The sequence below is a fragment of the Synechococcus sp. A15-60 genome (genome assembly GCF_014280095.1).
Lineage (GTDB): Bacteria > Cyanobacteriota > Cyanobacteriia > PCC-6307 > Cyanobiaceae > Synechococcus_C.
The window spans coordinates 1-19,648 of record NZ_CP047933.1; the positions used below are offsets into that span (position 1 = coordinate 1).

General features: G+C 58.7%; 16 protein-coding genes. 12 read left to right on the forward strand and 4 right to left on the reverse strand.

The window, feature by feature from the left end; genetic code table 11:
- The first annotated feature begins 173 nt into the window (after positions 1–173).
- The 4 genes from dnaN to purF all read left to right on the forward strand — a co-directional run bounded on the left by dnaN (position 174) and on the right by purF (position 6,112).
- Positions 174–1,340, forward strand: a complete 1,167-nt coding sequence (gene dnaN / locus SynA1560_RS00005) for a DNA polymerase III subunit beta (protein WP_186500810.1) — start codon at positions 174–176, stop codon at positions 1,338–1,340.
- Between the two features lie 2 nt (positions 1,341–1,342).
- A complete protein-coding gene (locus SynA1560_RS00010; protein ID WP_186500811.1) occupies positions 1,343–2,119 on the forward strand; it encodes an RNA methyltransferase in 777 nt (258 codons plus the stop codon).
- Positions 2,120–2,175: 56 nt separating this feature from the next.
- Positions 2,176–4,518: a phosphoribosylformylglycinamidine synthase subunit PurL gene (gene purL / locus SynA1560_RS00015; protein WP_186500812.1), complete on the forward strand. Its 2,343-nt coding sequence runs from the start codon at positions 2,176–2,178 to the stop codon at positions 4,516–4,518.
- A 136-nt stretch (positions 4,519–4,654) separates the two neighbouring features.
- On the forward strand, positions 4,655–6,112 hold the full coding sequence (gene purF, locus SynA1560_RS00020; RefSeq protein WP_186500813.1) for an amidophosphoribosyltransferase: 1,458 nt from the start codon (positions 4,655–4,657) through the stop codon (positions 6,110–6,112).
- Positions 6,113–6,150: 38 nt separating this feature from the next.
- Here purF and SynA1560_RS00025 read toward each other — a convergent pair whose 3' ends face one another.
- The 3 genes from SynA1560_RS00025 to queG form a co-directional block, all read right to left on the reverse strand.
- On the reverse strand, positions 6,151–8,646 hold the full coding sequence (locus tag SynA1560_RS00025) for a DNA topoisomerase (ATP-hydrolyzing) subunit A (protein WP_186500814.1): 2,496 nt from the start codon (positions 8,644–8,646) through the stop codon (positions 6,151–6,153).
- 55 nt (positions 8,647–8,701) lie between these two features.
- A complete protein-coding gene (locus SynA1560_RS00030; RefSeq protein ID WP_370523253.1) occupies positions 8,702–9,532 on the reverse strand; it encodes a tetratricopeptide repeat protein in 831 nt (276 codons plus the stop codon).
- Between the two features lie 83 nt (positions 9,533–9,615).
- On the reverse strand, positions 9,616–10,578 hold the full coding sequence (gene queG, locus SynA1560_RS00035) for a tRNA epoxyqueuosine(34) reductase QueG (protein WP_186500816.1): 963 nt from the start codon (positions 10,576–10,578) through the stop codon (positions 9,616–9,618).
- A gap of 39 nt (positions 10,579–10,617) precedes the next feature.
- Here queG and SynA1560_RS00040 point away from each other — a divergent pair, with 39 nt between their 5' ends.
- The 7 genes from SynA1560_RS00040 (at position 10,618) to SynA1560_RS00070 (ending at position 18,029) form a co-directional block, all read left to right on the forward strand.
- Positions 10,618–11,277, forward strand: coding sequence for an HpsJ family protein (locus SynA1560_RS00040; protein ID WP_186500817.1), 660 nt, complete (start codon positions 10,618–10,620; stop codon positions 11,275–11,277).
- Between the two features lie 49 nt (positions 11,278–11,326).
- A complete protein-coding gene (locus SynA1560_RS00045; RefSeq protein WP_186469755.1) occupies positions 11,327–12,064 on the forward strand; it encodes a DUF502 domain-containing protein in 738 nt (245 codons plus the stop codon).
- A gap of 26 nt (positions 12,065–12,090) precedes the next feature.
- Positions 12,091–12,717, forward strand: coding sequence for a transcription antitermination factor NusB (gene nusB, locus SynA1560_RS00050; protein WP_186469756.1), 627 nt, complete (start codon positions 12,091–12,093; stop codon positions 12,715–12,717).
- A gap of 18 nt (positions 12,718–12,735) precedes the next feature.
- Positions 12,736–14,406 carry a signal recognition particle-docking protein FtsY gene (gene ftsY / locus SynA1560_RS00055; protein ID WP_186500818.1) on the forward strand — a complete coding sequence of 557 codons (1,671 nt, stop codon included), beginning with the start codon at positions 12,736–12,738 and terminating at the stop codon, positions 14,404–14,406.
- Between the two features lie 57 nt (positions 14,407–14,463).
- Positions 14,464–15,873, forward strand: coding sequence for a PP2C family protein-serine/threonine phosphatase (locus SynA1560_RS00060; protein WP_186470901.1), 1,410 nt, complete (start codon positions 14,464–14,466; stop codon positions 15,871–15,873).
- A gap of 32 nt (positions 15,874–15,905) precedes the next feature.
- Positions 15,906–17,318 (forward strand): argininosuccinate lyase, encoded by a 1,413-nt coding sequence (gene argH / locus SynA1560_RS00065; protein WP_186500819.1) that lies wholly within the window; start codon positions 15,906–15,908, stop codon positions 17,316–17,318.
- Between the two features lie 120 nt (positions 17,319–17,438).
- Positions 17,439–18,029, forward strand: coding sequence for an RNA-binding protein (locus SynA1560_RS00070; protein WP_186501513.1), 591 nt, complete (start codon positions 17,439–17,441; stop codon positions 18,027–18,029).
- An 18-nt stretch (positions 18,030–18,047) separates the two neighbouring features.
- On the opposite strand, the gene dusA is transcribed toward SynA1560_RS00070, so the two are convergent.
- Entirely contained in the window at positions 18,048–19,052 is a 1,005-nt protein-coding gene (gene dusA, locus SynA1560_RS00075; protein ID WP_186500820.1) for a tRNA dihydrouridine(20/20a) synthase DusA, read from the reverse strand.
- 69 nt (positions 19,053–19,121) lie between these two features.
- On the opposite strand from dusA, the gene msrB reads away from it, so the two are divergent.
- On the forward strand, positions 19,122–19,631 hold the full coding sequence (msrB, locus tag SynA1560_RS00080) for a peptide-methionine (R)-S-oxide reductase MsrB (RefSeq protein ID WP_186469760.1): 510 nt from the start codon (positions 19,122–19,124) through the stop codon (positions 19,629–19,631).
- Positions 19,632–19,648 lie beyond the last annotated feature (17 nt).

The following is a 19,648-nucleotide window of genomic DNA, read 5'->3' on the forward strand; positions in this document are numbered from 1 at the left end:
AAGGTTTTCCACGTTTTCCCCAACGCCTATTACGGCTGTATGGATAGTTTTTCTAGAAATCAAAAACAGCCCGTAGACAGGCAAACGAAAAAGCCAGGCACCAGGCCCATTGCGCTTCGTCCAACCCTGTGAAACCGTGGAAGCCTTGAAGCGCTCCAGCGAACAGCCTCGCCATGAAACTGGTTTGTTCCCAGTCGGAACTCAACGCGGCGCTCCAATTGGTCAGTCGTGCCGTTGCATCGCGCCCGACCCATCCAGTCCTGGCGAATGTGCTCCTAACCGCTGATGCCGGCACTGACAGGCTCAGCCTGACGGGATTTGATCTCAACCTCGGCATCCAGACGTCGTTGACCGCGTCTGTGGAAACCAGCGGTGCTGTCACGCTTCCAGCTCGACTGTTCGTTGAGATTGTCTCCCGTCTATCGAGTGATTCCCCGATCACACTCTCCACGGATGAGTCGGGTGAGCAGGTGGAACTCACCAGCCTCAGCGGCAGCTACCAGATGCGTGGCATGCCGGCCGACGATTTCCCCGATCTGCCTTTGGTCGAAAACGGCACGGCTCTCAAACTGGACCCTGCTGCATTGGTGAAAGCGCTTCGCAGCACCCTGTTTGCCAGTAGTTCTGATGAGGCCAAGCAGCTCTTGACCGGTGTGCATCTGCGTTTCGATCGCACCAGCCTCGAGGCGGCCTCCACTGATGGTCACCGGCTGGCCGTGCTCAGCGTGAATGAGGCTCTTCAGGCTCCGCTGGAAGTGGCCGATCCAGGCGCGTCTGATGACGCTGCTTTGGCCGTCACCCTGCCAGCCCGCTCCTTGCGTGAAGTGGAGCGGCTCATGGCCGGTTGGAAAGGCACCGATGCGGTGAGTCTTTTCTGTGAACGCGGACAGGTTGTGGTGCTGGCGGCCGATCAGATGGTGACCAGCCGAACCTTGGAAGGTACGTATCCCAATTACCGCCAGCTCATCCCCGAGTCGTTCACCCGGACCCTTCAGCTCGATCGCCGCGCGTTTGTGGCGTCGCTGGAACGCATTGCTGTCTTGGCAGATCAGCACAACAACGTGGTGCGCATCAGTAGTGATCCATCCAAAGGTCTTGTGCAGATCAGTGCTGATGCTCAAGACGTTGGCAGTGGTTCTGAATCGCTGCCTGCTGACATCGAAGGTGAACCGATGCAGATCGCTTTCAACGTGCGCTATGTGCTGGATGGACTGAAGGCCATGGATGCCGACCGCATCCGCCTGCAGTGCAATGCACCCACGACACCGGCCATCCTCTCGCCTGCGGATGATGGTTCTGGATTGACCTACCTCGTGATGCCTGTTCAGATTCGGACCTGACCTTGGCGCTGCCTGATCCCCTGCTGCTCAGTGATCTGCTGCGCCACCGTGTGCGTTGTGATCAGGGGCTCGACCATGGCGTCGGGGTCATGGCCTGGATGCACCCACCTGTGCATCGATTGCTCGGCTGGGTCAGTCGTCCGTCGGCCCTCCGCAATGCGCGGGCTGTCTGGCGTCTCGATCAGTGTCGCGGTTTGGGTGATCAGCAGGTGTTCGTGAAGGGATCACCTGCTGAAACCGATCAGCTCACCTTGGAGCGGTTGCCGACGCTGCTGGATGCCGATCTTCTCGATGTGGAGGGTCAACGACTGGGCCAGGTGGCGGATTTGGCTTTTGTGCCCTCCACGGGAAAAATTCTCCATTATTTGGTTTCGCGTAGTGATCCTCGATTGCCCGGCAGCAGTCGTTGGCGGTTGACTCCTGATCGCATCATCGATCAGCAACCCGGATTGGTGTCCACAGGCATTCGCAATCTCGATGATCTTCCCCAGGCCCGGGCGAGTGTTCGTCAAGATCTGGTGCGGCGCTCTCGCCAATGGCGAGATCAGCTTCAGCACCTTGGTGATCGTGCTGGTGAACGATTGGAGGGTTGGCTGGAAGAACCACCCTGGGATGACGAGCCAGCACCCGCACAGGTGTCCCGCGACGAAGAGTCTGATCCCATGGGTGATCCAGATCTCCCAGATCCCTTGGAGGATTGGGACGATTCCGATTGGCCCCAACAGCCGGAACGAGTGGGGGATCGCCGAGGGGATCGCGACGAAGATCCCTGGGTCTGAGCTGAGCGGTGTGAAGCCGGCCGTCGGCAAGACTGGGAAGAGATGACCTGTTGACTGTGACCCAGTCTTCTTCCGTGGCTGAGGCCTTCGATGTCGCCGCCGCCCTCCGTCAGGAAGGGCTCACGCAGCAGGATTACGCCGAAATTCAGCGACGCTTGGGACGCGATCCCAACCGTGCTGAATTGGGCATGTTCGGTGTGATGTGGTCTGAGCATTGCTGCTACCGCAATTCCAGGCCTCTCCTTAGTGGCTTTCCCACGGAAGGACCTCGCATCCTTGTCGGTCCTGGTGAGAATGCCGGCGTCGTTGATCTCGGTGGCGGCCATCGCCTGGCGTTCAAGATCGAGAGTCATAACCACCCTTCAGCGGTTGAACCCTTCCAGGGGGCTGCAACCGGAGTTGGCGGCATCTTGCGTGACATCTTCACGATGGGCGCTCGGCCGATTGCGCTGTTGAATGCGTTGCGCTTCGGTCCTCTGGAGGATCCCGCCAATGTGGGCTTGATGCAGGGGGTTGTGGCTGGGATCGCCCACTACGGCAATTGCGTCGGTGTTCCCACCGTGGGGGGCGAGGTGGCCTTTGATCCTTCTTACAACGGCAATCCACTGGTCAATGCCATGGCCCTGGGTCTGATGGAGACCGAGGACATCGTTAAATCTGGGGCCTCTGGCGTCGGCAATCCCGTTGTGTACGTCGGCAGCACGACAGGGCGCGATGGCATGGGGGGAGCCAGTTTTGCTAGCGCTGAGCTCAGTTCCGCTTCGCTTGACGATCGACCCGCTGTGCAGGTGGGTGATCCGTTTCTGGAAAAGGGATTGATCGAAGCTTGTTTGGAGGCGTTTCAGAGCGGTGACGTGGTGGCTGCTCAGGACATGGGTGCAGCTGGCCTCACCTGCAGCTGTTCCGAGATGGCGGCCAAAGGTGATGTGGGTGTGGAGCTTGATCTCGACAAGGTGCCGGCGCGCGAGGAGGGGATGACGGCTTACGAGTATTTGCTCTCTGAATCCCAGGAGCGGATGCTGTTCGTGGTCCGTGCTGGCCGCGAGGAGCCTTTGATGGAGCGCTTCCGTCGCTGGGGTCTTCAGGCTGCAGTTGTGGGCCGTGTTCTGGCGGAGCCTGTGGTTCGCGTGCTGCAGCACGGTGAGGTGGCGGCAGAGGTGCCATCGCGTGCTCTGGCAGAAGACACGCCGATCAATCATCACGACCTCTTGCAGGAGCCGCCCGCTGACATTCAAGAGCTCTGGCGCTGGTCTGAAGTGGATCTTCCCTGCCCTTCTCAGGGCCATGACTGGGGGCAAGAGTTGCTGCGTCTTTTGGATGACCCCACCATTGCGAGTAAGCGTTGGGTGCATCGTCAGTACGACCAGCAGGTGCTGGCGAACACCGTGGTGTCTTCAGGGGCTGCCGATGCTGCCGTGGTGCGGCTCCGCCCTCAGCAGGGCGAAGGCTCCCTTGAGGCGTCTCAACGCGGTGTGGCGGCGACGGTCGACTGTCCTAACCGCTGGGTCGCTCTCGATCCCGAACGAGGCGCGCAGGCAGCTGTGGCGGAAGCCGCGCGCAATCTCAGTTGCGTTGGTGCCGAACCGCTGGCGGTCACCGACAACCTCAACTTCCCTTCCCCTGAAACACCCAAGGGGTATTGGCAGCTGGCCAAAGCCTGTCGAGGCATTTCCGATGCCTGTCGAGCGTTGAACACCCCCGTTACCGGTGGCAATGTTTCTCTCTACAACGAGACCAAACAGGATGATGGCAGCTTGAAGCCCATTCATCCCACACCTGTGATCGGCATGGTTGGTGGCGTCGATGACATCAGCACCGTGACCGGGCTGGGTTGGCGCAAAGCCGGGGATCCTGTGTATCTCTTGGGTGTACCCACGGCCGATGGTGAGTCCAGCACCCTGGGTTTGGCCGGCAGCGCTTATCAACAGCTGGCTATCGGCCGCCTGGCTGGTCGTCCGCCTGAGACGGATTTCGATTTAGAAGCACGCGTAGGAGGGTTGGTGCGCGACGCCATCGCCCGAGGATTGCTTGCCTCGGCCCATGACTGCAGCGATGGCGGCTTGAGCGTCGCTTTGGCTGAATCCTCGATGGCTTCTGACTACGGGATCAGCGCTGATCTTGCTGCCGGCGGTGTTCGGATGGACCGGTTGTTGTTCGGCGAAGGCGGTTGCCGCGTCGTGGTGTCTGTGAAGTCGGAATGTGTCCAGGCCTGGGAGTCCTTGGTCGATGCAGTGGAGGAATTACCGATCACGCCGATTGGTGTGGTGATCGATCAACCCAGCTTGATCATCAAGGTCGATCAGACACCCTGCCTGGATCTGACCCTTCAGCAATGCCGTGATGCCCATGCCATGGCGCTCCCTCGTCGCATCGAAGCCGACGCCGAGGTTGCAAAATGATCATCACTCGTTTTGCTAATCTTTTTTGCCCAGTTTCCACCGTTTCAATCATTCCCGAGGAGTCAATCATTTCTTTTGGATTGAATTCTTCAGGGGTGTTGAGTCTGCTTCGTTCTTTTAGTTAGAGGTTGTCATTATGTGTGGAATTATTGGAATGTTTTGCACTGATTCTGTGAATCAGCAGATCTACGATAACCTTCTATTGCTTCAACACCGTGGTCAGGATTCTGCGGGGATTGTCACGATGGACAATCACACGTTTCATGTTCATAAGCAACGCGGAAGAGTTCGAGAAGCATTCCGAACAAGAGATATGCGCAAGCTTCTTGGCAATGTCGGAATCGGCCATGTTCGTTATGCCACACGAGGGGCAGCAGCAGCAGAAGACGAGGTGCAGCCGTTCTATGTCAATGCTCCCTATGGAATCGCCTTTGTTCACAACGGCAATCTGACCAACACCTCCCAGCTTGAACAGGATTTGTTCAAGGTGGATCGTCGCCACACCAATTCCTCCAGCGACACCGAGATGCTGGTCAATGTGTTAGCGACAGAGATTCAGTCTTGCCTTACAGGTCCTGATGTTTCACCGGATCAGTTGTTTGATGCTGTGGCGTCCCTGCATCAGAGAGTCAAGGGTTCTTATGCATCCATCGCTCTGATTGCAGGCCGCGGCATGCTCGCTTTTCGCGACCCTTATGGAATTCGTCCACTGATCCTGGGGCGACGCATTTCGGATCAGGGTCGTAATGAATGGATCGTTGCCAGTGAATCACTGGTGATTGAAAACAGTGGGTACGATATTGTTCGCGATGTGGAACCCGGTGAAGCAGTCTTCATTGACTTTGATGCCAACTTGCATCATCGCCAGTGCGCACCGTCGTCGTGTTTGGTTCCCTGTGCATTCGAATACGTCTATCTCGCCAGACCAGATTCGGTCATGAATGGAATCTCTGTTTATGAGACTCGATTGCGGATGGGAGATCTTCTGGCCAAGACTATTGCTCAAGAGTTGCCTGCCGGAGAGATCGATGTGGTGATGCCGATTCCTGACTCGGCACGTCCCTCGGCTATGCAGGTGGCAAAGCAGCTTGGAATTGAATATCGCGAAGGCTTTTATAAAAATCGTTATGTCGGCAGAACCTTTATCATGCCTGGTCAGGCAGAACGTAAAAAATCAGTTCGCCAGAAACTCAATGCTCTGGGAACTGAATTTGCTGGAAAAAATGTTCTGATTGTGGACGATTCAATCGTGCGGGGTACCACGTCGAAGGAAATTGTTCAGATGGCTCGTGATGCAGGAGCAAATCAGGTCACTTTCACCTCCGCAGCGCCGCCAGTTCGTTTCCCGAACGTCTATGGCATCAACATGCCCTCTCGAGCAGAATTGCTGGCACATGGTCGATCAACAGACGAAATAGCGGATGTTCTTTTGGCTGACCATGTTGTTTATCAAAGTGTTGATAATCTCAAGCAGAGTATTGTTCAAGGGACAAGTCTTGATCAACTTGAAATGTCTTGTTTTGATGGAGAGTATGTGACCGGTGATATTGATGAAAAATATTTGACGTGGTTGGAAGGGAATACCCGTTCCTGATTAATTTACAGCTTAGAATTAAAGAGATAAACGGTTACTCAACTGATGAGTGGCACTAAACGAACCAATTGTTCGTTTGTTTTCAGAGACAGATCGGTCGGTTGATCGGTGTCAGCACTGATGCAGTCGTTCAGGATCCGACCATGACGACTCTGGCTGGTGATCACGCCGACGAGATCACTTGTCGCACACACCGTCACAACAGGATCTAACTTTTTCCCCGTTTTGCTCAGTTGCAGTGCAACGTCCCCAAGATCTCCCCGCTGGCAGCGTCGCAGCGACGCCAGCGACAGACGTGTGAGCCAACCGTTGCCTGTCCCCACCAGGATTTCACTGCTCGTCGCGTTGCCGATGGGATCTGCAGGATGGCTCACCGCTCCCACCAGTGTTTCTCCAGGTAATGTGCGCATTGCCACCGGACCCTGCGCCAGTTTCCCCATCACTGGTAGGCATTGCTCTTCCACCGGTAGGCACAGGACCCGACCGATATCGCTGATCAGCGTGACGGTTCCGCCGTCATCGCACATCACGGCAGACAGCAGTGAGACGCCGTCCTTGAGTTTGACGATGGTCGCTGCACGACCCGATAACTCCTGCATATCGTCCAGTGGCAGTCGCTTGAAACGGCCATCGGTGCTCAGCAGGCCGAGGGACAGTCGCTGATTGGCCTCAATATCGTCGGCTGGTGGAAGTTGGAGAAGACTGATCACCTTGTCGCCTTCCAAGGCAGTGGGTAGGAATCGCTCTAGGACACCGGGCTGTTGGCCGGCGAATTCCCAGCGCACCAATGCCACTCGACCTGTTGCAGTGAGTGCCAACAAACGAGGTGCTGGATGGATTGGCAGAATCAGCTGTGCTGGCGAGGGTTCATCACCCAGATCCGCTGCTTCGTTGAGATGCAGACGGCCGAGAAGTTGTGGGCTCACCACCTTCACTTGACCATCGTTCTGAATTAACAGTTTTGATTCCGATGGAAGGGCATCGAGGGCTTGCTGACGCTGCAGTTCTGCATTGGGACGCTGGTTGGCGGCCCGTTCAGCCAACAGATGATCGCCGCCTTCTACCAGTCGTGTGCGTCGCGGAGTGGCAAAACGTTTTTTGAGTTGGCGCAGTTCCTGGACGAGGGCATCCAGCAGTTGATCGCGGTTGTCCAGCAGCACTTTCAAGCGCTGCCGCTCGGTCCGCAGATCCTCGGCCTCCTGGCGCAGACTTTCCTGTTCCAGGCCTGTGAGACGGCGCAGAGGCATGGACAGAACGGCATCAGCTTGCCGTTCACTGAGATCCAGCTGCACCATCAGGCTCGCCCGAGCGCTGGATGCGTCGCGAGCTTCCTGGATCATTGCGATCACTTTCTGTAGCGATGCCAGTGCTGTCGTTAACCCTTCCACCACTTCCAGTCGGTCTTCTGTCTTGCGCAGGGCGTGACTGGTCCGCCGGATCAACGTCAATTCCCGGTAGTCCAGGAAGGTCTGCAGCATGCGCCGCAAGGACAGTTGCTTCGGCTGTCCGTCCACAAGGGCCAGGAGGATGGCGCCGAAATTGCTCTGCAGTGAGGTGCGTCGCTGTAGATCTTTCAGCACCGTGTCTGGATCGGCGTCTCGCCGCAGTTCCACTACGACACGCATGCCCTCACGGTCGCTTTCATCGCGAATGTCAGCGATCCCGCCGATCTTGCCGTCGTTGACCTGTTCCGCCAGCTTTTCGATCCAGCCAGCCTTGCTGAGTTGGTAGGGCAGTTCCGTGACGATGACCGCTTTGCGTTTGTGTCGTCCCTTGCCCGGCTGCACCTCTTCGATGTGTGCCACACCCCGCATTGGGATGCTGCCACGTCCCTTCAGATAAGTGTCACGCACGCCACTGCCCAGTAGCACTTCCCCACCCGTGGGAAAGTCGGGTCCGGGGATCAGGCTGAGCAGCTTGTCATCGGTGAGGTCTGGCTTGCGGACTAGGGCGATCAGACCATCCACAACCTCGCCAAGGTTATGGGGAGGAATGCTGGTGGCCATGCCAACGGCGATCCCCGCGCATCCGTTCAGGAGCAAAAACGGAAGCTGAGCCGGCAGGACGGTGGGTTCCTGTTGCGAACCGTCGAAGTTGGGTGCGAAATCAACGGTGTCGTTGCCGATTTCATCCAGCAGACCTTCGTTGGCGATCGGCGCCAGTCGCGTTTCTGTGTAGCGCATCGCCGCTGGTGGATCGTCGTCCACGGAGCCAAAGTTGCCGTGACCATCCAGCAGTGGATGCCGACTAGAGAAGGTTTGCACTAGCCGCACCAGGGCGTCGTACACGGCTTGGTCACCATGGGGGTGGTATTTGCCAAGCACATCGCCGACGACACGGGCGCATTTGCGGTAAGGCCGATCTGGGGTCAATCCCAGCTCATGCATCGCGTAAAGGATGCGCCGCTGAACCGGTTTGAGCCCATCACGGACATCCGGTAAGGCTCGACCCACGATCACGCTCATCGCGTACTCGAGGTAGGAGCGCTGCATCTCCTGATGCAGGGCGATCGGTTGAACGCGCTCCTCGGCCATCCGCTCCGGAATCAAGAAGGCAGAAGGCGCTCAGCCTACAGATCTTCTTCCTGAATCACTCAGCTGATTTGGGATCGGCATTGGCTTCAGCCCGTTCAACGGCTCCTTTCAACCTGGGTTCTGACAGCAGAACACCTGTGGCTTGGCGCAGTTTTTGACCCCAGAGCTGGTTTTCCTGATGCCCTGGCAGCACGTAATTGGGGTCGTCGGCCAGCGCTTGGCGGGCCAAATCGATGGATTCCTCATCGCCGCTGGATTGGTTGTTCAATGCCGCAGCCAGAGCAAGCATCGGCTCGGCATTGCGCTTGATTTCCAGCACAGATCTCCAGCGTCGGATCGCTTCCGCTGTGTTTCCCATCTCGAACAACACCAGCGCTTGATTGTTTAGCGCTTCCCAGAAGCTGGGTTTGATGGTTGTGGCTTGTTCAAAGGCTCGGAGGGCTTGACGCAGCTCTGACTGCATGATTCGGGCGTTGCCGAGATCGAAGTAGGCGCCTGCATTCTTCGGGTCAAGACGCAAGCCCTGATCCAACAACGGCACGGCATCATCCGGGCGTTGATCGCGTAAGGCTAGGGAAGCCTCGGCAAACCAGAGTCCTGCGTTCTGTGGATCCAGCGACTTGGCCTTAGCCAGCGATGCTGCTGCTGCCTTGAGCTGATCGCTGCGAAGTTGCGCTTCCGCCAAAACGGACCAAAGCCGTTCGTCGTTGGGCTGGAGCCGAACGGCCAGTGCTGCCAGACGTGCTGCTTCCTGCGGTTGACCGAGACGCAGCAATTGAGCTGCGGTGCGGCCGATGCCGATGCCTGCATTCTCCAATTCCTCGGAGCTGGGTGTGTACACGTAGGGGACCAAGGCCCGGGCAGGGAATGAACTCAGGGAGCCCATGAAACCGATCAGCAGCGTGATGGCCAGGGTTTGACGCCAAGGCCGCCCCGAACGAGCCAAAACTCCCATGGCTGTTACACAGATCAACCAACACTAGGCGGGGTATCTGGTTTCGCTGCTGCCGCATTGCGTCGCCACATCCAGGGTTTGATGCGACGCAGTGCAGAACCCCGCAGACGTTCATCCCAATCCTCATCTGTCCATGCCTGGATCGCTTCAGCACGAAGATCCAGCAGCCAGGGTCGTGGTTGCACATCTGGATCATTGCTGGAGGGGATTCCGGTTTGATTAAACGGGCAGACGTCCTGGCAGATGTCGCACCCGGCCACCCATGGCCCCAGGGCTGTCGCCATGGCTTCGGGCAGTTCCGGCTCACGGTTTTCGATGGTGTGAAAAGCGATGCAGCGCCGTGCATCCACCACAAAAGGTTCGGTGATGGCCTCGGTTGGGCATGCATCGATGCAGGCCCGGCAGCGACCACAACGTGCTGTCGCAGGTTGATCGGCCTCCAGCCGTTCTGTGGTGATCAGATGACCGATCACCATCCATGACCCACGCTCGGCATGGATCAGGTTGCTGTGCTTCCCGATCCATCCCAGACCTGCTTCCTCTGCCCAGGCCTTGTCGAGGAGCGGTTCAGCATCCACGCAGACACGCCAGTGGCAATGCGGACGTTGCGTTTGCAACCAGCGCCCCACTCGGCGCAGCCGTTGGTTCACCACCCGGTGGTAATCACGTCCCCAGGCGTAGCGGGCCACCGCCAGGCGATCTGAGCGTCGTTCGACGGCCACGTGATAGTTCAGCCCGACGGCCAGAAGGCTGTTGGCTCCATTGAGCAAAGTCTGGGCTGATCGACGACGGGGAGCGGCCATCCATCCCATGTCGCCTTGATGACCGGCGTCCAGCCAGCGCTGCAAAGCTTCTGTGCGCATCTGCAATCGTGCACTCCCCGGCAGGCGAGCAATGCCGACCGGGTCAAATCCCTCCTCCCGGGCCCGTTGTTTCAGGGCCCGGCTGAGTGCTTCACGCTCGGATGGAACATCCAAATTCAGACCCTAAAGTTGAGCGTCTTCAGGCATCGTGCCGTGTCCGCTTCCCCAACAGATTCCTCGCTGCGTCTGTCACCTCTGATGCGCTGGTTGGGAATCACGTTGGTGATTTTGCTGGTCTTGCAGATCGGCGTGGTGCTCAGTGCTGCGGATTGGAGCGACAGCATCTATCAGCAGCTGCTGATTGAGCGCTTGGTCAGTCAAACGCCGATGGGGTTTGTCGGACTGTTACTCATGCTGATCAGCTCACGGCTCGACCACCCCCGAACCGCTCGAACGCCGATTCGTTGGGTGGTCTGCGTGGTGTCGGCGGTCTTGGCCCTGGTGATGATCTCCGTGATCCTTTTGGGCCTCGGTGGCAACCAGGAACTGGTGCGTGAAGCGGACCAGACCCTTGACCAACGCCGCGGTCAGCTGGAGATGGCCCGGCAGCAGTCCGCTAATCCCGACAATGTGAAGGTGTTGGGTGAGCAACTCGCGCAGGCCGGTCAGCTCCCTTCTGATGCCACTGAAGAAGAAAAAACCGAGGCTGCGCAGGAGTTCATCGACAAGCAGCTCTCTCAAATGAGTGACCAGATCAAGCAGGCGGAGCGCCAGCGCAATCTGGCCGTGAATCAGCGATTGATTGGTGGAACCATCAGCGCCGTGGTGTTGGCGGTGGCTCTGGTGTTGCTGGCGTTGGTCGCGGTTCTCTGACCGCTCGTTAGGTTGGTGGAACACGTTGGCTTCCGGCCCCAGGCGTTCCTTGGTTCAGTCCAATCCGAGACCTGACCTGCCGCTCAGCGCCAGGCTTCAGCAGGATCTCAAGAATGATCTGATTGCGGGTCTCCTGGTGGTGATCCCGCTGGCTACCACGATCTGGCTCGCCACGATCGTCAGCAAGTTCGTGCTGGCGTTTCTCACTTCGATTCCCAAGCAGTTCAATCCGTTCATCAACCTGAACCCCTGGCTTCAGGATCTGATCAATTTGGCGCTCGGATTGACGGTCCCATTGATGGGAATTCTTCTCATCGGTCTCATGGCCCGCAACATCGTGGGCCGCTGGTTGCTGGAATTCGGTGAGGGAACACTCCAGCGCATTCCTCTTGCCGGTTCTGTTTACAAGACCCTCAAACAGCTGCTGGAAACCTTTCTGCGCGACAATTCGCGCCGCTTCCGCAGGGTGGTCCTGGTCGAATATCCAAGAGAGGGCCTTTACAGCGTCGGTTTCGTTACGGGTGAAGCGGGTCCTTCGTTGCGCTCTGATCTGGGCGACACCCTGTTAAGTGTGTTCATCCCCACGGCACCCAATCCGACCACAGGCTGGTACACCCTTGTTCCTGAGGGTTCGGTTCGGGAGCTCGATATCTCTGTAGAGGATGCCTTCAGAACGATCATTTCGGCGGGCATCGTCAATCCCGATGAACGCGAGGCACCAGTTAACCGCAGTTTTTCCAGCCTGATCGCCCAGCTGCGCGCCTCTGTGGCACCCTCATCGTCCTGAGTCGTTCGTCCGATACGCCTTAACCCATGCAGACCCGCACTCTCTCCCGTGAGCTCGCCTTGCTGGTGCTAGGCCAATGCGCTGAGCGCGATCACTCCGCTGCTGCCAACCACACCTTGGACGTGCTGTTGCAAAAGGCCCTCGACAGCCTGATGCAGCATTGGCGAGAGGTGCTTGATCACTGTGCTGGGGACCTGGAGAAAGCTCAACAGTCTTTGCTTGACAGCGAACTTCAGGACTCTCCGGATGCCGGTGATGCTGCACCTGTGCGCGCGCACCTGCGCGACTCACTCACCAGTGCGGAGCAAGTTCTGAATGGTCTTTCCGCCAGCCTTGAGCTTCCGCGTCTGCTGGCACTGGCCGATCAGGATCGGGTGCGTGAGGAAGCCATGCGCCGCATTCATTTGGTGCTTGACTCTCGGGACACCATTGATCAGCAGTTGGATGGTGTGATGGAAGGCTGGCGTCTGAGCCGATTGCCGCGCATCGATCGCGACATTCTTCGTCTTGCAGTTGTCGATCTCGGTGCCATGAAGACGCCGGCATCTGTGGCTTGCAGCGAGGCCGTGGAATTGGCCAACCGCTACAGCGATGAGCAAGGTCGTCGCATGATCAATGGAGTTCTGCGTCGGCTGCAGAACGCCACTGTCTAGGCGTTTCCCTGATTTCGCATGGTTTACGACTGGTTCAACCGACGCGCCGAGCCGGCACAGTCCGCTCAGCCGACCCCCAGCCCTGAGGACACGGTTAGCCCGGCTCCAGATGCTGAGTCGGTCGAACCGTCGGTCGAGTCCGCGCCGAGTCGATCAGAAGAAGGCCCTCCAACCGAATCGCTGGCGCCGCTTTCTGAACCTGTTGAATCTGGGCCTGTTTCAGATTCGGAGCTGCCTCAGCCTTCTGTTCAGCCATCAACGGAGCAAGCCAACCCTGACGATGACCCCCTGGAGTGGGCCCGCCAGGCCTATGCGCGACTGAAAGCGCAGAAGGAGCAAGAAAAGGCCCAACAAGAACAAGATGGCTCGGCTCCGGCGGCACCCTCACCGGCTCCGGCTGATGTTGCGGAACCTCAGTCGTCATTACCGCCACAACCACCTTCAGCCGAACAGGCTTCTGCTCAACAGGCTTCTGCTCAACAGCCAAGCGATGACGCCGTTGCACGCGAATCCCCTGTTGTTGAACCGCTTGCAGTGGAACAACCTTCGACGGGACTGTCTCTGCTCGAGCAGGCCGCGGCCCAACGTCAGGAACGTCAGCAGCAGTTGGAGCAAGCTTCTGCAACGGAAGATGCTGAGCCCTCTGCTGCAGATCCGTCCGATGAACCCAGCCTTGGGGAATTCGATGACACCTTCACCTGGTCGGCTGAAGTTTTGGCCGCTCAGGGACGGTCTGCGGATCAGATCACTCTTGAGGAGATCGACTGGCTCGGTCGTCTGCGCCAGGGGCTGGAAAAAACCCGCCAGGGCTTTGTCACCGGTCTTCTCGAAAATCTTGGGGATGATCCACTCACTCCTGAGGTGCTTGATGACCTGGAGTCGCTGCTTCTGCGAGCTGACGCTGGTGTGAAGGCCACGGATCAGGTGTTGGAAGCCCTGCGCCGCCGTATGAATGAACAGGTGGTCGATCCCACCGAGGGCATTCGTTTTCTGAAGGAGCAGTTACGCGATCTGCTCGAAAAGCCCATCAAAGACAGCGGTGTTGAACTGCTAGCTCCGCGACGGGAGCAACTGAACGTCTGGCTGATGGTTGGTGTGAATGGTGTTGGCAAGACCACCACACTCGGCAAGCTCGCCAATCTTGCGGTCCGCAGTGGTTACTCCGCCATGATTGCGGCGGCTGACACGTTCCGTGCTGCAGCGGTTCAGCAGGTTCAGGTCTGGGGTGATCGCAGCGAGGTGCCCGTGGTGGCGAATCCCTCCTCCAATGCTGATCCTGCGGCTGTGGTGTTCGACGCGATCGGTGCGGCTCGTTCCAAGGGAACGGATTTGGTGCTTGTTGACACCGCCGGTCGCTTGCAGACCAAGCACAACCTCATGGAGGAGCTCGAGAAGATTCGACGTGTGGTCGACCGTTTGGCTCCCGATGCCCGTGTGGAGTCCTTGCTGGTGCTGGATGCGAGCCAGGGCCAGAACGGACTTAAACAGGCGATGGCATTTGCCAAGGCGGCGGGACTGACTGGCGTGGTGATCACGAAACTGGACGGAACGGCCCGAGGTGGTGTTGCGCTGGCGGTGGCTTCGGAGGCTGGGCTGCCAATTCGTTTCATCGGAGCCGGTGAGGGCATCCGCGACTTGCGTCCTTTCAACAGCTTTGAGTTTGTCGAAGCGCTGTTAGCCGGCCGCTGAGCACTTCGGTTTTCTCAGCGCAGACTTGCTACCTTGCGGGTTCTGCCCGGGGTTGCCGTGAGCAGCAATCCATCAAGGCGCCATCCAGCTTCCCCGATCCGGCAGTTTTTGCCGTCCACCTCGGCAACCGCTTCGTTGCGTCAGTTGCTCGACAGCCTCTCGAAAGAGCAACGTTCCAATCAGGAACTGCTTGTGTCGCTGGGCTTCGCTCTGCGCAGTTTCACCAACCTCAACCGCTTTCTGGAGCTCGTTCCAGTGGTGGCAGCCCGTCTGGTGGGTGTGGAGGGGGCACTGCTCGTGCCTTTTCATGCCGATGGACGCCTGTGGAACGAACAACTGCAGATTCTGACGACCGCTCGTTCGGAACCCGTGCTTCAGGCTCTGAACAAGCACGAACCCGGACGATCATCTGGCTTTGGTTCTGATGATGCCCTGGTGCTGGGCATGGATCGCCTGGTGCAGCGCCAGCTCGGATCGGCCGGTGTGTTTGCCACGTCACTGGTGGCCCGCGGTCGTCAGCGCGGACGTCTTTATGTGTTCAATCCCTCCGGATCACTGATCTGGACGGATGTGCATCGTCGCCATGTGCAGCTCGTGGCGGATCTCGCCGGTGTGGCGATTGAGAACGACCTGATGCTTCAGGAAGCACGCCTGCATGAGCGTGTCGATCGGCAGCTGAGCATTGGTGCAGAAATCCAGGCTCAGCTGCTGCCGGATCACTGTCCGGTGATTGAGGGCGTGGAATTGGCGGCCCGCTGCCGACCTGCTTTTCAGGTGGGTGGTGACTACTACGACTTCATTCCCACACGGCCAGAGTTGATCGGTCGCCGGCGAGAGCGCGGTCGTTGGGCTTTGGTGATGGGCGATGTGATGGGGAAAGGAGTCCCCGCTGGTCTGTTAATGACCATGCTGCGCGGAATGTTGCGCGCTGAGGTGCTCAGTGGCTTGCCACCGGATCGGATTTTGCATGACCTCAATCAGCTGGCCCTCGAGGATCTGTCTCAGTCCCACCGTTTCGTGACGCTGTTTTATTCAGATTTCGATCCGCGCTCGCGTCGCCTGCGTTTTGCCAATGCTGCCCACAACCCACCCCTGATTTGGAGGTCTCAACAACGCTCCGTAAGTCGACTCGATGCACCGGGTCTGCTGATTGGTCTTCAGCCGGATGCGGAGTATGGCGTTGGTTCCACGGTGCTGGAACCCGGCGACGTCCTGCTTTATTACACCGATGGGGTCACTGAGGCTCCCGGCATCACTGGCGATCGTTTCGATGAGGACCGTCTGATCCGCTGCTTGGAGTCGGCCTGCCGCTCTGGAACGGGGTCGCAGGGCATTCTTGATCAGTTGTTTAGTCGCTTGGACCGTTTTGTTGGCCCAGATCGTCAGTTAGAAGATGACGCTTCGATGGTTGTTCTCAAGGTGCGTGAGGAGGTGATGCTGCCGTCTGTTCCTAGGACTTCGGCCTGACAAGCTGAGTAGATCTGTGATGAGGACCGGAGATGGCGGGTGGAGTGACGGGCGGAGGCTCCGCCACCTGGAGTGATCGTTTCGAACAAGGTCTGCATCCGGCGATCGAGCGATTCAATGCCTCGATCGGTTTCGATATCACCCTGCTTCAAGAGGACCTCGACGGATCGATCGCCCATGCCCGCATGCTGGCCAATTGCGGTGTGATTGCCTCTGATGAGGCAGAGCTGCTTTGCACTGGTCTGGAGCAGATCCGTGCTGAGGCAGAAGCCGGACGTTTCCAGCCAGGGCTTGAAGACGAAGACGTTCACTTTGCAGTGGAGCGCAAGCTGATCGCTCTACTGGGTCCAGTGGGCAAGAAATTGCACACGGGTCGCAGCCGCAACGATCAGGTCGGCACCGATCTGCGCCTGTGGCTGCGCCGTCGGCTTGATGAACTGGATCCGCAGATTCAAGGCTTTCAGACCGCCTTGCTGAAGCAGGCCAGAGACCACCGCTCCACTTTGATTCCTGGTTATACCCATTTGCAACGGGCTCAGCCGGTCTGTCTGGCGCATCACCTCCTTGCCTATGTGGAGATGCTCGAGCGTGATCGCCAGCGGCTTCAGGACGTCCGCAAACGCGTGAATTGGTCTCCCCTTGGAGCGGCGGCTTTGGCCGGAACGCCGGTGCCAATCGATCGGCGAAGCACCGCTCAGGCACTTGGATTTGATGGGATTTACGCCAACAGTCTCGATGCGGTGAGTGATCGCGACTTCACGGTTGAGTTTTCTGCAGCTGCATCACTGCTGATGGTGCATCTCAGTCGTCTGGCCGAAGAGGTGATCTTCTGGGCTTCAGAGGAGTGCGGGTTTGTGCGGTTGACGGACCGGTGTGCCACGGGCAGCAGCTTGATGCCTCAGAAGAAAAATCCGGATGTGCCTGAGCTGGTGCGCGGCAAATGCGGCCGCGTGTTCGGGCATCTGCAGGGGTTGCTCACGATGATCAAGGGTCTGCCTCTGGCCTACAACAAGGATTTTCAGGAAGACAAGGAAGCCCTGTTTGATGTGGTCTCCACGACCAAGCAGTGTTTGGAGGCGATGACGATCCTCATTGAGGAAGGTTTGAGCTTTCGTCCGGATCGGCTTGAGGCTGCGGTAGGCTCTGATTTCTCCAATGCCACGGATGTGGCCGACTACCTGGTCGCGCGTCAGGTGCCGTTCCGGGAGGCCTATCAGATCGTCGGTGCTGTGGTGAAGCAGTGTTTGAGTGAAGGCTTGCTCCTGCGTGACTTGAGCCTTGAGCGATGGCAGCAGTTCCACCCTGCGATCGAGGTCGATCTCTATGAGGCGCTTGCCCCACGTCAGGTGGTGGCTGCACGCACCAGTGAAGGCGGAACAGGCTTCACGCGGGTGGAGGAACAGTTGGCTCTGTGGAGCGAACGTCTCGGCTTTACCGCGCAGTGATCATTTTGTGATAACGGGACTACGCTGAAACTGCCAGAGGACCAATGCTCCCTCACCGGACCTTGAACCAATGGCTTGTCTGATCCCTTGGGTCCCTTTCTCGTCAGGTCCAGCAGTCAAGTGAGCATTTTTGTCGGCAATCTGCCCTTCCGCGCTGAGCAGGAGGACGTCATCGAACTGTTCGCCGCTCACGGAGAGGTCACAAACTGTGCCCTTCCTTTGGAGCGCGACACCGGCCGTAAGCGCGGCTTCGCTTTTGTGGAAATGGTCGATGAAGCGGCGGAGGCCGCGGCAATCGACGCCCTTCAAGGTGTTGAGCTGATGGGCCGACCCTTGCGCATCAACAAGGCTGAGCCGCGTGGCAGCGCACCGCGTCGAGGTGGCGGTGGCTATGGAGGCGGCGGTGGTGGTGGTTATCGCGGCGGCGGCGGTGGCGGCTACGGCGGTGGCGGTGGCTATGGAGGCGGCGGTGGTGACCGTCGCTCAGGAGCCCGTGGTTGGGAGGACCGCAGCTACGGCGGCGGTTCCAGCGGTGGTGGCTACGGCGGTGGCGGAGATCAGTCCAGCTCCCCCTATGGCGGCGGCGAGGGTTACAGCGCTGCAGATGATGGCCGCAGCCGTCGTCGTCGTGGTGGTGCCTCCCAGCCTGATAGCGGTGGTTCCTCTTACAGCGGCGGTGACTACGGCGGTTACGGCGGCGCTGAAGGCTGAGTTCGCCAGAGCTCAGCTTTAGAGCCCGGCATCGATCAGCTGCTGGGTGGCTTGTTCCAGCACATAGAGATTGGCACCCGGGCGCTGAGCTTTCTGGCCCAGCTCTCTGCGCCAGTAACGCGCACCCGGTACCCCTTCCACCAGTTGCACCAGATGGCGGCAGAGGTCCCAGAGACGACCGCCGCGTTCCAGGTGACGTTCGGCGTGGGGCATCAGCCCCATCAGCACATGCGACGCCTTCATGGGTCGGGGCGCATCGCCGAAAATCAGGGCATCCATGCTCGCCCAACGCAGGGGATGGGCATAGGCCGCCCGGCCCACCATCGCGCCATCACAGTGGTCAAGAGCGTTCAGACAGTCTTCGGGGGTGTCGAGACCGCCATTCAGTTCGATCAACAGCTGGGGTCGGCGTTGTTTGAGCGCGATGACCCGATCGTGCTGAAGCGGAGGGATGGTGCGGTTCTGTTTGGGATCCAGTCCTTCCAGCCAGGCTTTTCTGGCGTGCACACTGAACCGTGTTGCTCCAGCTGCTGCCACTTGATCCACAAAGGCGGTTAATAGGCTGTCGCTGTCGAGATCATCGATCCCCACCCGATGTTTCACCGTGACCGGAAGGTTGCTGGCGCTCACCATCGCTTCCACGCAGCGGGCCACGCGATCCGGTTCGGCCATTAGGCAAGCGCCGAAGTTGCCGGCCTGCACCCGCGGGCTCGGGCAACCCACATTGAGGTTGATTTCGTCGTAGCCCCAGTCCGCAGCCATGCGGGTGGCTTCTGCCAGCAGGGCCGGATCGTCACCGCCCACTTGCAGTGCGATCGGGTGTTCCTCCGCATCGAAACCCAGCAGTCGCTCGCGGCGGTTGCTGTGATGCAGGGCCTGGGCCACCACCATCTCGCTGTAAAGCAAGGCTCTGCGGCTGATTTGCCGCATGATCTGGCGGAAATGGCGGTCTGTGCAATCCAGCATCGGCGCGATGCTGAAACGCCAGGGAGGTTCCCGATTAACTCTGGTGAGGGGATCCATCCCTCCATGCTGCCTGGCCCTTGGATCTGATTTGTTTAGAACAGTTCCACGAACGAAATGCTTCAGCTCATGACACCCACCTTTGATCACTGGCTGCTGAGCAGACGATCGCTGTTGATGGCATCAGCGGCAGGGGTGTTTGGAGTGTTCCGCGCACCCGAGCAGGTGCTGGCAGCGTCGAAGGCCTCCGATTCAGCCTGGGATCTCTCGGATGCGCAATGGAAACAACGTCTGTCTCCGGAGTCGTATTCCGTGCTTCGCCGGGAAGGTACAGAGCCACCTTTCACGAGCCCCCTCAACAACGAGAAGCGCAATGGCACCTATCACTGTGCCGGTTGTGATCAGCCCTTGTTTTCATCCAAGGCGAAATTCGACAGTGGCACCGGTTGGCCCAGCTTCTTTGAACCGTTGCCCGGGGCGATCGCTACGAAAGTAGATTTCAAACTGATTATTCCGCGCACGGAATACCACTGCAGCCGCTGCGGCGGTCACCAGGGTCATGTGTTCAATGACGGCCCAAGGCCCACAGGCAAGCGCTACTGCAACAACGGCGTCGCTCTGCGTTTCCAGCCCGTTTGATCTGATCGTCGTTGGGG

What these genes read in the sequence shown, in the direction of transcription:
- dnaN (WP_186500810.1), top strand. Translation starts at nt 174, where the DNA reads ATGAAACTGGTTTGTTCCCAGTCGGAACTCAACGCGGCGCTCCAATTG.
- purF (WP_186500813.1), top strand. Translation starts at nt 4,655, where the DNA reads ATGTGTGGAATTATTGGAATGTTTTGCACTGATTCTGTGAATCAGCAG.
- SynA1560_RS00025 (WP_186500814.1), bottom strand. Translation starts at nt 8,646, where the DNA reads ATGGCCGAGGAGCGCGTTCAACCGATCGCCCTGCATCAGGAGATGCAG.
- SynA1560_RS00030 (WP_370523253.1), bottom strand. Translation starts at nt 9,532, where the DNA reads ATGGGCTCCCTGAGTTCATTCCCTGCCCGGGCCTTGGTCCCCTACGTG.
- nusB (WP_186469756.1), top strand. Translation starts at nt 12,091, where the DNA reads ATGCAGACCCGCACTCTCTCCCGTGAGCTCGCCTTGCTGGTGCTAGGC.
- ftsY (WP_186500818.1), top strand. Translation starts at nt 12,736, where the DNA reads ATGGTTTACGACTGGTTCAACCGACGCGCCGAGCCGGCACAGTCCGCT.
- argH (WP_186500819.1), top strand. Translation starts at nt 15,906, where the DNA reads ATGGCGGGTGGAGTGACGGGCGGAGGCTCCGCCACCTGGAGTGATCGT.
- dusA (WP_186500820.1), bottom strand. Translation starts at nt 19,052, where the DNA reads ATGGATCCCCTCACCAGAGTTAATCGGGAACCTCCCTGGCGTTTCAGC.
- msrB (WP_186469760.1), top strand. Translation starts at nt 19,122, where the DNA reads ATGACACCCACCTTTGATCACTGGCTGCTGAGCAGACGATCGCTGTTG.